A 12,513-nucleotide genomic window follows, 5' to 3' on the forward strand; every position below is an offset into this window, starting at 1 on the left:
CTCTAACTGCTCCAGGCTCTCCGTCACCGTGACTTGAAAAGGACGTCCTGTCATCGCCCATCACCTCAAAGAGGACTCTTCTAGTTTGGCGCAGCTTCATATTTGTTTGGTATAACAAACCTCAGTTCGGGATAAGCCGAACCGCCCATTATTGCGTGCGCGTCGCGCACGCAATAATGGGCTTTTTCGAGTGCCACGCGAAGCGCGGCACTCGAAAAAGCCCTTAACCCGAACTGAGGTTAACAAGTAAAGTTACAGCGCTTTTCAAGCGTTTAAAATCTGGTTGTTTTTGTGAGAGCCGTACGGAGCACGGCTCTCACAAAAACAACCGTGGCTGATTCAAGCTCAAATCGCTTAAATACGACTTAGGGCATAGGCTTCCAAAATATCTAGCCTGGGTTTAATTGACCTGAATTGGGGTGCAGATTGAACACTTCTGGCCTTTGAAAACGGGTTATAGTCAAACGCTGTTTCACAAAAATTTAGATTTCTAAATCCTATCGGCTGATCAACTCGTATACCTACAGAGTGGTTCACGAAACAAAGCGTTAGACGGGAGTTCTCTTATGACAACCTCTCAGTTTGTGCGTCGAAGGGTGCGAAACGCCCGCTGGAGAAAGAGCCGTCCCCAAACGGCTACTCTCGTCATGGTTGGAAGTGTGCTTGTTGCTGTGGCGATCGCCATCGCCTGGTTCACGGGGCACGACCCCATCACGACTTTTTTTACCCATCTGTATTATTTCCAAGAACAGCCTCCTACATGGCTGAGGGTACCTATAGCGGTAGAACCTTATCTGTGGGTTTTTCCTGCGGCCCTTTTCCTGCTGGTGCTGATGGTGATGAAGGTGTCGCCACAGCCTCGCCCCTGGTCACGGGTGCTCGTCGTCGGCTTGCTGGCAATTTTAACGGTGAGGTATGTGTTGTGGCGATCGCTCACAACCTTAAACCTCAGTACTCCTTTAAATGGAACGTTCAGTCTGCTGCTGCTGTTTCTAGAACTGATCGTTATGGGCAGCGGCAGTGTTCAGTTGTTTCTTATGTTGCGGGTGCGCGATCGTCGTCGTGAAGCAGATGCGTATGCTCATGATGTGATTTGCGGTCATTACACGCCGTCAGTGGATATTCTCATTCCTACCTATGATGAGCCGGAGTTCATTCTGCGACGCACCGTGATTGGGTGCCAAGCAATAGATTACTCTAACAAGAAAATTTATATTCTGGATGATACTCGTCGTCCTGAAATTCGGGCTTTAGCATCTGAATTGGGCTGCCATTACCTCACCCGATCCGACAACCGCAGTGCTAAAGCTGGCAACCTGAACCATGCCTTACCTCGGACTCAGGGAGAACTCATTGTTGTTTTTGATGCGGACTTTGTTCCCACCCGTAATTTCCTGACCCGCACCGTGGGCTTCTTTCAGAATCCTACAGTGGCCCTGGTGCAAACGCCCCAAACCTTCTATAACACCGACCCAATTGCCCGTAACCTGGGCCTGGAAGATGTATTAACCCCTGAAGAGGAGGTCTTCTATCGGCAAATTCAGCCTATTCGAGATGGTGCCGGAAGTGTAATCTGTGCAGGCACTTCTTTTGTTGTACGGCGACAGACCCTAGAAGAGACAGGTGGGTTTGTTACCGATTCTCTCAGCGAAGATTACTTCACGGGTATCCGCATCTCGGCTTCGGGGTACCGGTTGATCTATTTAGGGGAGAAATTAAGTGCTGGACTGGCTGCTGAAAATATTGCAGCGCACGCTTTACAACGGCTGCGGTGGGCTAGAGGAACCTTGCAAGCTTTCTTTATTAAATCAAATCCGTTGACGATTCCGGGTTTAACCCTACTTCAACGGTTGGCGCATTTAGAAGGATTGTTGCACTGGTTCACTAGTATTTCTCGAGTTGGTTTTCTGTTATTTCCTTTGTTTTATCCGTTCGGCATCATTCCTTTTCGATCTACTACGGCAGAGTTACTGTACTTTTTCCTGCCGTTTTATTTAGTGCAATTGTCTGTGTTTTCCTGGTTGAACTACCGTTCGCGGTCAGCGGTGCTGTCTGATATTTATGCCCTGGTACTGTGCTTTCCATTAGCGGTGACGGTCATTAAGGTGATGCTCAATCCTTTTTCAAAGGGATTCCGGGTCACACCGAAAGGAACGGTGAGCGATCGCTTCACCTATAACTGGAACCTTGCACTACCGCTGGTCATTCTGTTCGTTGCAACGGCTATAAGCCTGTGGCTGAATTTGGGAAATACCTTACTGGTGACACAATCTTCTACGAATTCCTTTCGAGGAGTTTCCTTAGGTTGGATGTGGAGTCTCTATAACTTGATTGTGCTGGGGGTGGGTCTGTTGATTTTGCTGGATGTACCTCGGCCCAGTACCAGCGCCTGGTTCTCCTTGCGACGCACCGTGCGTTTGCAGGTAAATGAGCAAACCTTTTGGGGCACAACCACCATGCTGTCTGAGGAAGGGGCTGAAGTCTCTCTCACTCAGGCAAATTTGCCCATTCACCCTGGCGAATCTCTTCCCGTCAAAGTGGATTTGATGGAGGAAGAATTGACACTGTTAGGCCATATGGTTGTCAGCGCATCAGATGCTTCCCCAAAGGTTCGTGTTTTCTTTGATCCCCTACCCCTGGCAGCCCAACGAGCGTTGATCGAAGCACTATTCTGTCGCCCAGGGCAATGGACGAGCCGTCAAACACCTGGAGAGTTGCGATCGCTCTTCCTGCTTTTCCGGGTCCTGCTCAAACCCCGTGTACTGTTTAATCGCAAGGTGGACATTCAGGCGATCGCCGTTGCTCAATCCTAGAAACTGGTTGAAAGGGCTTTTTTGTATACGAAGCACACAAAAAAGCGGTTTCTAAAGCAACCCTGGCACGAGAGAGTGTGGAGCTAAGCTCCATGCTCTCTCGCCTTAATGGTCCTGGCTCTGACCATAGCAGGACGAGTACGCTGAAGGAAGGATTAGGCGGAGATGAAACGATGGCAAGTGAACTGACCCTGATTGTCGATATGGTGACTGTGTTGGGGGCAGCCGCAGTGGGCGGGTACATCGCTAACCGAGCGCGCCAGCCTGTGTTGTTGGGATACTTGCTGGGGGGGATGGTAGTTGGCCCAGCCGGGTTAGGGCTAATTGCTCTGGAGGGCGATATTCAGGTGCTTTCCGAGGTCGGTGTGGCCTTGCTCCTGTTTGCCCTGGGGGTGGAGTTTTCTCTGAAGGATTTGCTGCGATTGCGAACGATCGCTCTAGGAGGTGGGTCTGGTCAAATCCTACTCACCATCCTTCTTGGCGGTGTACTGGCGTATTTGACAGGTTGGGTTGAAACGATTCCTAAAGCGATTTTCCTGGGGGCTGTGCTGTCCCTCTCATCCACCGCCGTCGTGCTGAAGAGCTTGATTGAGCGAAATGAGGTGCAGACGGTCCACGGTCAGATTATGCTCGCCATTCTGATTATTCAGGATTTGGGATTGGGGCTGATGCTGGCGGTCCTTCCGGCACTTACTCAACTCCCTGAAACTATTGGCATTGCCCTGTTGATCGCTTTTCTAAAAGCGTCTCTCTTTCTGGTGGGAGCTATCCTGGCAGGACGATTTATTATCCCATTTCTGGTTCGGCAATTGGCAAGAAGTGGCTCCCAAGAGTTATTCCTACTGGGGATTCTAATCCTGTGTTTGGGTATCGCTCTATTGACTGAGGCTCTAGGACTGGGCATTGCCATGGGAGCATTCGTCGCCGGTTTAATGATTTCTAATGTTGAATATGCTGATCATGCCCTCGATCGCGTTTTGCCGATGCGGGATGTGTTTGCCACGCTTTTCTTTGCATCGATTGGGCTGTTGATTGACCCGACATTTCTTTTACAAAATGCATGGGTTTTGTTGGGGCTCGTTGCGGTGACTCTGGTTGGAAAGGCCGCGATCGCCACCCTCATTGTCTGTATCTTTCGCTATCCCCTTAAAACCGCTCTGACCGTAGGTTTGGGTATTAATCAGATAGGGGAATTTTCCTTTGTTTTGGCGGGAAATGCTCAGAGTGCCGGGCTCTTTTCCCAACGGGAGTATGGGCTGATTGTGGGCATCACGGCAGCGTCCCTAGTTCTAACGCCCTTCTTGCTCAAAGTTACCCCTCACCTCCTGCAATACCTTGAACAATTGCCGGTGGTGGGGTCCTGGATCCGCACTCCAGTATCACTCTATATGGCAGGACTGGATGAGGAATTAGTCGATCATGTCGTGGTGGTGGGGTATGGCCGTGTGGGTGCGACCCTAGTACGGATGCTGTATTTCCAGGGGTACTCCATTCTGGTCATTGATAATAATGAAGCAGCCTTGCAAACCTTGCGCGATCGCAAAATTCCTTACCTGTTTGGTGATGCCTCCAGTACCCTGGTTCTGGAAAAGGCCAACTTGAAGCGGGCCAAAGCTATGGCGATCGCCCTACCAGATCCCCTGGCAACTCGCCTAACCCTTAACCGGGCCCTCAGTCTTTCCCCAGAACTCGACATTACCGTCCGGGCTCATGCCAACGACGAGATTGACCTGCTGTACCAGTTGGGAGCCCAGGAAGTGGTGCAGCCCGAATTTGAAGCGTCCCTGGAAATGGGCGCTCATATGCTGCTGAACCTGGGTGATTCCATTTATGCGGTGCAGCAAATTGTGAATCGCTATCGCACCGGACGCTATCGTGACATCCTTCCAGAACGCGCCGAATACTGGGGAGCCGCCGATCTGGAAACGGCCATCGAAGGTCTACAACATAACTGGTACGCGCTGGAGTCCTACTCTCCGCTCGTTGGGTTGAATTTAGCAGAAGCCAATATTCGCCGTCACACAGGAGCCACTGTAATGGCGATCAAGCGGCAAAAGCAAATGCTGCGGTATCCCACGGGCGAAGTTGTGATGGAGGAGGGCGATCGTCTCCTTGTTGTTGGCAATTCCACTGAACACGAAGCCTTCGCCAAATTATTAGAATCTATCCACACATAAACGCTACTGACGGGTAGTTTTCGGGCTTCAAAGCCGAGAGTGCATGCTCGTAGAGCATGCACTCTCGGCTTTGAAGCCCGAAAATCGTTATATTTTGGTAAACGGCTAGCCTATAATCAAACGTCTGGACACCGTTACCATTACCCATGATTTCGACCATCGCTCAATTGAATGCGCGCATTGAGCAGGCTTTGATTGCCGCCTTTGGCCCCGACCTGGCAGGCACAGACCCCATGCTCGTGCCCGCCAGTAATTCCAAGTTTGGGGATTACCAGTCCAATCTGGCTATGTCGTTGGCAAAGCGATTAGGGCAGGCTCCTCGGGCGATCGCCGAACAAATCGTCCAAAACATTGATGTGTCGGATCTGTGCGAGACTCCCACGATCGCAGGCCCCGGCTTCATCAACTTTCGCCTCACTCTGGATTATTTAGAGCAACAGCTCCAGGCTATTCGCACAGATTCGCGATTGGGAGTTGAGCCGTTACGTCAGGGTGTGCGGGCGATCGTTGATTACCCCAGCCCTAACATTGCCAAAGAAATGCACGTCGGCCACCTGCGCCCCTCCGTAATTGGAGACTGTTTGGCCCGTATTCACGAATTTTTAGGTTACGATCTCCTGCGTATCAGCCACCTGGGCGACTGGGGTACCCCTTTCGGCATGCTGATTGCCTACCTCCGCGAAGCCTACCCGGATGCCCTAAAAGATTCCAGTGCCATTGATCTGGGAGATTTAGCTTCGTTCTATCGGGCTGCCAAGAAGCGGTTCGATGAGGATGAAAAGTTTCAGGAAGTCGCTCGTCAGTCCGTTGTGGAGTTACAGGCAGGTGATCCTGAAACCCTCCGGGCCTGGCAGATTGTCTGCGATCTTTCTAACTCTACTAACCAGAAAATCTTTGATTTGATGAAGCTTTCACCCCTTATCTTGCGGGGTGAGTCTTTCTACAATCCCTTCCTCCCAGACGTGATCACCGAATTGGATAAGCTGGGTCTTCTGGTTGAAGATCAGGGTGCCCAATGCGTTTTCTTGGAAGGCTTCACGAATAAGGAAGGGAAGCCACTTCCGATGATTGTGCAAAAGTCTGGTGGTGGCTACAACTATGCCACAACAGATCTGGCAGCTATTCGCTATCGGGTCAATGTGGATAAGGTTCACCGGGTTGTATACCCGGTCGGAGCGGAACAAGCTAATCACTTCGCCCAGATCTTCCAGGTTGGCAAACGGGCTGGATGGATCACAGACCAAGAGTTTCTCTACGCACCTCTCGGAAGTGTGTTGGGGGATGACGGTAAGAAGCTAAAGAGCCGTTCTGGAGATGCAGCGCGGTTAATGGATTTGTTGGAGGAGGCGATCGCCCACGCCCGCCAAGATCTAGAAACCCGCTTTGCTGAAGAAGGCCGCCAGGAAAGTGAAGAGTTCATTGCCCATGCTGCTCAGGTCATCGGCATCAGTGCCATTAAGTATGCAGACCTGAGCCAGAACCGTACTAGCAACTACATCTTCAGCTTCGACAAAATGCTGGCTCTTCAGGGGAATACTGCTCCTTACATGCTTTACGCTTATGTCCGTATTCAGGGCATCAGTCGCAAAGGCAACGTCGACTTCGATACTTTGGGAGTCGATAGCCCCATTTCCCTCCAGGAAGAAACCGAGTTAGCTCTGGCAAAGCACATTCTTCAATTGGATGAGACGCTGTTAGCGATCGACCAAGATTTGCTGCCAAACCGTCTGTGCCAATACCTGTTTGAATTGAGCCAGAAGTTCAACCAGTTTTACGATCGCTGCCCTGTACTCCAAGCTGAAGAACCCTTACGCACATCTCGCTTGATTCTCTGTGATTTAACAGCCCAGACGATTAAGTTAGGGCTATCCTTACTGGGTATTTCTGTGCTAGAGCGGATGTAATTAAGGGTTGATTTATAGCAACCTTTTGATTGCCATAAGCTAGTGTTCGTGTTTCTTAGAAAGAAACCCGGTGTTTCTAAAAACACCGGGTTTCTCATATCCATAGACTTGCGATCGCCTAAAAAACATACACAACGTTAACTTTTGGTGGCTATTCCAGTAAAAGTTAACGTTGGGCACGAACTTTAAGCATCAATGGCAGCAAATTGTCGAGGAGGCGATCGAACTCCATGGGTACAATATCTCCACCATGAAGAATGTCGCGCATGATAATAAAATGTACCATCGCTCCTGTAAAAGTGCGGGCGGCAACTTCAGGGTCTGGTAGATCCAGGTCGGGATGCTCTGCCAGGTAGGTCGTTAAGCGCTTCAACGTCGGTCTTTCAACGTACTCTACAAAGGTGCGGGCCAACTCAGGAAAACGCCCTGATTCCCCAATAACAATGCGAATAAACGTCAGCACCTGAGGATCTGCCCCAAGATTAGCCATCATACTATGGGCATAACGTTTGAGAGAAACCACTGGATCCCCAGAACTGGATTGCAGAGCCTCCTGGGCAAACAATTCCTTTCGCTGCGCTAGCCTCCGAATTAACGCCTTGAAAAGATCCTCTTTTCCCTGAAAGTGGTTATACACGGTTGCCTTCGACACTCCAGCGGCAGCGGCCACCCGATCCATACTGGTAGCGGCATAGCCATGAGTGAGAAACTCCTGCATGGCTCCATCTAAAATGGCCTCTGTCTTTTCAGGGGATAACTCGCGGGGGGCCCGCTTGAGTGTATTCATCGTATCGTTCTAATCCAGCAACATACCTGTGAACTTCAATCATACGGAAGGGCATGGCACAACAGGCACACTCCCCAGAAACAGGTTTACCGAGCTGTTCCGTATTTCTTGTTCTTGACGCAATTATACTAAACTGTTTAGTTTATTATAGTGATAATGAACTGAACAGTTTAGTATTTCGTCGGTTATTCTCAGGCGCCTCTGTAAATCCTGAGTTGTCGAGCTTGGGATTTAATCTGCATTACCGAATCTCCCAACCAGAACTATGCAAAGTACCTTCCCGAATGCGCCCGCTGTTAATCCGTTTCCTCCCACTCAGTTATCAAGCCGAGAAATCGAAGTTCTAAAACTGATTGTGGAAGGCAACACAAACACTGAAATTGCCTCTGCCCTTTTTGTGAGCCCTAATACTGTAAAAACCCATGTGCGTAATATTCTGAATAAGCTGGGCGTGAGCGATCGCGTTCAAGCTGCCGTCTTCGCCCTCCGCAACGGTTTGTTGTAACAGTTAATTCATTCCAAATTCTTCGGCCTGATACAACACTGTCCCCTGTCGCAGGGTTAATAGCACATCTGCTGGCGTCACCCGGGTTAGGATTGAGGCCAGAATATGTTGGCTCGCCCTCAGGTGCGGTTGATGAAAATTCAGCACTACCAGATCCGCCGGAAGCCCCACTTTCAAATATCCCCCTGTATCTGTTGCACCATCCGGTAGGCAGGAGTCGCCCATGTGAGTGTGGCTGTTGTACATGCCAGGCATGATAACGAGAGAGCCGTGAGCGATCGCTCCACAAGGCTCCTGCAAATCCATCCGCTGCACCACATCTCCCTCCACCACGAATCGTGAGCATCGATGAGGGATTAGCTCTGGTCCTTCCAAAACAATACAATCTCTCAAGTCAAGCACAGGAATACTATCCTTCGGGAAATTGTGAATAAAAAAGATGCCAGAGATCATGATTAGAACTGGCATCCCGAATGATTTTTAGCGTACAAAATGAACAAACTAATTCAAACTACATAGACGTATCGCGAATAGGTTGAGGAATGACCTTGGTCAAAATGGCGTACGATACCGCCGCTATAATAACGCCATTGATAGGTCCAACCCCGATCCCTGTCTGGCTTGTAAAGTAAGCCGTGAGTGCTGCTACCACATAGGCAATTACACCTGCCCAGTTAAATGCAGGTAAATTGGTGTCCAACGAAGGAAACTGTCCGCGATGCCGAAACCAAAAGTCCGCCATAATAATGCCGCCTACAGGTGGGATTACTACTCCTAAAAACAACAGGAAAGGAATGATGCGATCGGCTCCTCCAGAAAGGGCTAAGGCCAGAGCCAGCGTTGCACCACCCAATACGAAGGCATGCCGCTTTGTTGTGCGAAAGAAGTTAGTCCCAGCCATTGAGAAGTTGTAAATAGTGTTGTCCTGTGTCGTCCAAACATTGAGGATCAGCAGGACAATGCCACCGGCTAAAATACCCTGAGTTGCCATTGCTTGAATCAGGTCTTCGCTGCCATATACCAGGGTGCAGAATGCTCCTGCAAATACCAGTAGACCATTGATAAAAAAGAAGGAGAGTGCGGTGCTCCAGACCGCATTTTTACCTGTGTCTGCAAAACGACTCCAGTTAGTCGCTTGAGTTCCCCCCGAAATGAAGGTTCCAATCACAACAGCCAGTGCTTGAGTAAAGGTCATTTCAGCGGTGGGTTGCAACGATGCTAAATCCCCTGCATCCCGGAAGCCTAAGGTGAGACTGATAGCAATCAAAATCAACATAGCAGGCACAGCCAAACGGCTCAACCAGTCCATGGCGTTGTAGCCGACATAGGCGGTCACGCAGAAAGCATAGGTAAAGAAAATAGTGCCCACCACATTGAACCAGATGGGTAGACCGAGTAGCTCCGTTAGGGCACTGGCAATAAAGGCATTGGTGACGGCATACCAACCAATTTGAGTGAATCCAAGAATAAAATCCACCCACCGAGAACCCATATTGCCAAAGCTAAACCGAGACATGAGCACGGTTGGCAAACCACTGCGTTGAGCAATGAACCCTAGAGCCGAGCAGTATGCCCCCAACAAGAGATTACCGATTAGAACAATGAGTAACATCTGGATGAAGGGAAATGCGGGACCAATAGCGCCTCCAGCGAATAGAGTTGTTGAGGTGAGGGCAAAACCCATTAATAGAGGTGCTAAAGACCAAATAGGTTTCCGGGCATCCATCGGAACAGGTGTTAACGGAAAATCTTCAGCCGCTTGGGAGCGATCGCCCGCCACCGGCCCAGTCGTAGTGCTCATGTTAAGGAGATCCCCCAAAACTTACCCAATGGGAGATATTCTCAGATGTTGCCCCTGAGTCAGTGGTATTGGAGACTACAGAACCCCCTTTCGCTAGAGAGCGGTACGTCATGGAACCCACAGCGTAGATTCCATGACGTACCGCTATTAAAAAACAAAATTTCTACGCTTCCACAGGGGCCTTAGATGCCCGCAATTGCCCACAGGCCGCGTCAGCCTCTAATCCCCGAGAATATCGTACACTCACTGCAACGTGCCGCTGTTTAAGCGCTTGTACAAACCGCTGAATCCGTCGCTCATCAGGCCGCTTATAATCTACTTCCGAAATCGGGTTGTAGGGAATCAAATTCACATGGCTTTGAAATCCCCGCAAATGATGTGCCAGCTCTTCTGCATGCTCTGGCTCGTCATTAAACCCAGCTAACAGAATGTACTCGAATGTCACCCGCCGCCCCGTGATTTGCACATACTCTCGACACTCCGCCAACAAATCCTCCAACGGATAGGGATGCGCACTCGGAATCAACTGCTCCCGTAATTTCTGATTCGATGCATGCAAACTAATCGCCAATGTTACTTGCAAATGCTGCTCCGCCAACCGACGAATTCGCCCCGGAATCCCTACCGTCGAAATTGTGATCATCCGCTGGCCAATGCCAACGTCCTGGTTGAGCGATCGCACTGCCCCCAACACATTCTCGGCATTCAACAGCGGCTCTCCCATCCCCATAAAGACGATGTTGCTGACCCGCTGTCCAAATGCCTCCTGTACGGTCAAAACCTGATCCACAATCTCATGCACCTTCAGGTTTCGCAGGAAGCCCCCTTTCCCCGTCGCACAGAAATCACAGGCCATTGGGCATCCCACCTGTGATGATACACACACTGTCAGCCGCTTTTCTGACGGCATTCCCACTGTCTCAATAATTTGCTCATCTGCCAACCGCAGCAGAAACTTGATAGTGCCATCCGACGCTTCAGATTGGTAGTGGATGTGCGATCGCCCTATCGGGTAATCTGCCACTTCCGCCCGCCATTGCTTCGAGAAGACGGAAATGTCGGAGAGCGATCGCGCTCCCTGCTGATAAATCCACTGGTGCAACTGCTTCCCGCGATAAGCCGGCTGCCCCCGCTCCTGTACCCAAGCCGTCAACTCCTCTAGAGACTGCCCCAGCAAAGGCACTCTCTCCCCTTTCGAGTTGTTGACACTAAGTTCCGAAGAAACAGCCGAAGTCATGGGAAAAACCAAATACACCAATCTCCATCTTAGAACCTGTTTGAGAAGTTGATTTTATGTGTGCGTCGCGCACATAAAATCAACCTAATCGCATACTCAAATCCAGCCAACTCGATCGCGTAATCGGCGCACTTGTAGACACATAATCTACCCCTGTCTCCGCTACTGCCCGAATCGTTTCCAACGTCACATTCCCCGATGCCTCAATCTTGATCCGCTTATTTGCTTCCCGAATCATCCCCACCGCTACCTGCATTGTCTCCAGCGGCATATTGTCCAACATGATGATGTCTGCCCCCAACCGCAGGGCCTCTGTCACCTGTTCCAGCGTTTCTGTCTCCACCTCGATTGCTAACGGATACGGCACCTGCGCCCGGATTTGGGCGATCGCCGTCTCAATTCCCCCCGCTGCCACAATATGGTTGTCCTTAATCATCACCGCATCATCCAACCCCATCCGATGATTTAAGGCACCCCCTACCCTCGTCGCATACTTCTCCAACACCCGCAATCCCGGCGTCGTCTTCCGCGTATCCACTAACCGCGTCGGCAAATCCGCGATCTTCTCCGCATAACGCCGTGTCGTCGTCGCGATCCCGCTCAACCGCATGGCCAGGTTCAATGCCACCCGTTCCCCAGTCAACAGCACCCCCAACGGCCCCTCCATTTTTAGGATTGGTTGCCCACGATCGCACACTGCTCCCTCCGCCACCAGCGGCAAAACCTCCACCTCTGCCGACAACAACTGGAAGACCCGTACTGCAATCGGTAATCCTGCAATCACTCCCTCTTCCTTACAAATCCACTGCCCCTTTCCTTCTTTCTGATTCAGTTGCAGCGCTTCCGTCGTGCGATCGCCCCGCCCCACATCCTCTAACAACCACTCTCGCAACAACCCATCCAACACCAGCCCCGTCGGCAACGCTGCCCCGTTCCCCACCATAAACGTCTCCTAAACAAAGAACTGCCCTCCAATCCTGCCACACCCCAGAAGGGCAAAAACAGCAACGAAGCCATAGTGCAGCACTCATGCAACAGTTCAACGCCCCCATCCAAACCTGATCCGAACCCCACTGATGCGAAGCGGCCAATATGCCCTACGTAAAACCTTCTTGCCAAGGGGACTAGGGGAACTGGCTTTGTTCCCCTGGTCGAGGGAGTTAAGGGCAAAGCACCCAGCCCTCTAAAGGTCATTTGAGAGCTTCTTAATATTTTCTATCATCCCTGTTATCACTGGCTTTCAGGCTTCTATTCTAAAAGCTGAACGTTTAACACCCACGTTTGAGCCA

At 50.6% G+C, this 12,513-nt stretch carries 8 protein-coding genes and 1 pseudogene; 4 read left to right on the plus strand and 5 right to left on the minus strand.

Features of this window, described 5'->3' with window-relative positions:
• Positions 1-566: 566 nt before the first annotated feature.
• The 3 genes from NDI52_RS33520 (at position 567) to argS (ending at position 6,894) form a co-directional block, all read left to right on the plus strand.
• Positions 567-2,813 carry a cellulose synthase catalytic subunit gene (locus NDI52_RS33520; RefSeq protein WP_190775905.1) on the plus strand — a complete coding sequence of 749 codons (2,247 nt, stop codon included), beginning with the start codon at positions 567-569 and terminating at the stop codon, positions 2,811-2,813.
• Positions 2,814-2,986: 173 nt separating this feature from the next.
• The gene (locus tag NDI52_RS33525) at positions 2,987-4,990 is read left to right on the plus strand and encodes a cation:proton antiporter (RefSeq protein ID WP_190775906.1); all 2,004 of its coding nucleotides are present in this window, start codon (positions 2,987-2,989) and stop codon (positions 4,988-4,990) included.
• Positions 4,991-5,136: 146 nt separating this feature from the next.
• On the plus strand, positions 5,137-6,894 hold the full coding sequence (gene argS, locus NDI52_RS33530; RefSeq protein WP_190775904.1) for an arginine--tRNA ligase: 1,758 nt from the start codon (positions 5,137-5,139) through the stop codon (positions 6,892-6,894).
• 166 nt (positions 6,895-7,060) lie between these two features.
• Here the strand turns inward: argS and NDI52_RS33535 are convergent, their stop codons facing one another.
• Positions 7,061-7,681: a TetR/AcrR family transcriptional regulator gene (locus NDI52_RS33535; protein WP_190775903.1), complete on the minus strand. Its 621-nt coding sequence runs from the start codon at positions 7,679-7,681 to the stop codon at positions 7,061-7,063.
• Positions 7,682-8,000: 319 nt separating this feature from the next.
• Between NDI52_RS33535 and NDI52_RS33540 the strand changes: the two are divergent.
• Positions 8,001-8,186: pseudogene (locus NDI52_RS33540) on the plus strand (response regulator transcription factor); the annotation flags it as partial.
• 3 nt (positions 8,187-8,189) lie between these two features.
• Here NDI52_RS33540 and NDI52_RS33545 read toward each other — a convergent pair.
• The 4 genes from NDI52_RS33545 to nadC form a co-directional block, all read right to left on the minus strand.
• The gene (locus tag NDI52_RS33545) at positions 8,190-8,654 is read right to left on the minus strand and encodes a hypothetical protein (RefSeq protein ID WP_190775901.1); all 465 of its coding nucleotides are present in this window, start codon (positions 8,652-8,654) and stop codon (positions 8,190-8,192) included.
• A gap of 43 nt (positions 8,655-8,697) precedes the next feature.
• Complete coding sequence (gene codB / locus NDI52_RS33550) at positions 8,698-9,987, minus strand: cytosine permease (RefSeq protein WP_190775900.1); 1,290 nt, start codon at positions 9,985-9,987, stop codon at positions 8,698-8,700.
• Between the two features lie 163 nt (positions 9,988-10,150).
• Entirely contained in the window at positions 10,151-11,224 is a 1,074-nt protein-coding gene (gene rlmN / locus NDI52_RS33555; RefSeq protein ID WP_190775899.1) for a 23S rRNA (adenine(2503)-C(2))-methyltransferase RlmN, read from the minus strand.
• Between the two features lie 79 nt (positions 11,225-11,303).
• Positions 11,304-12,167: a carboxylating nicotinate-nucleotide diphosphorylase gene (nadC, locus tag NDI52_RS33560; protein WP_190775898.1), complete on the minus strand. Its 864-nt coding sequence runs from the start codon at positions 12,165-12,167 to the stop codon at positions 11,304-11,306.
• Positions 12,168-12,513 lie beyond the last annotated feature (346 nt).

The sequence above is a fragment of the Leptolyngbya sp. PL-A3 genome, assembly GCF_039962325.1.
Classification (GTDB): domain Bacteria; phylum Cyanobacteriota; class Cyanobacteriia; order Elainellales; family Elainellaceae; genus Vacuolonema.

Coding starts and splice junctions, on each gene's coding strand:
- argS (WP_190775904.1), top strand. CDS start 5,137: ATGATTTCGACCATCGCTCAATTGAATGCGCGCATTGAGCAGGCTTTG.
- NDI52_RS33520 (WP_190775905.1), top strand. CDS start 567: ATGACAACCTCTCAGTTTGTGCGTCGAAGGGTGCGAAACGCCCGCTGG.
- NDI52_RS33525 (WP_190775906.1), top strand. CDS start 2,987: ATGGCAAGTGAACTGACCCTGATTGTCGATATGGTGACTGTGTTGGGG.
- NDI52_RS33535 (WP_190775903.1), bottom strand. CDS start 7,681: ATGAATACACTCAAGCGGGCCCCCCGCGAGTTATCCCCTGAAAAGACA.
- codB (WP_190775900.1), bottom strand. CDS start 9,987: ATGAGCACTACGACTGGGCCGGTGGCGGGCGATCGCTCCCAAGCGGCT.
- NDI52_RS33545 (WP_190775901.1), bottom strand. CDS start 8,654: ATGCCAGTTCTAATCATGATCTCTGGCATCTTTTTTATTCACAATTTC.
- nadC (WP_190775898.1), bottom strand. CDS start 12,167: ATGGTGGGGAACGGGGCAGCGTTGCCGACGGGGCTGGTGTTGGATGGG.
- rlmN (WP_190775899.1), bottom strand. CDS start 11,224: ATGACTTCGGCTGTTTCTTCGGAACTTAGTGTCAACAACTCGAAAGGG.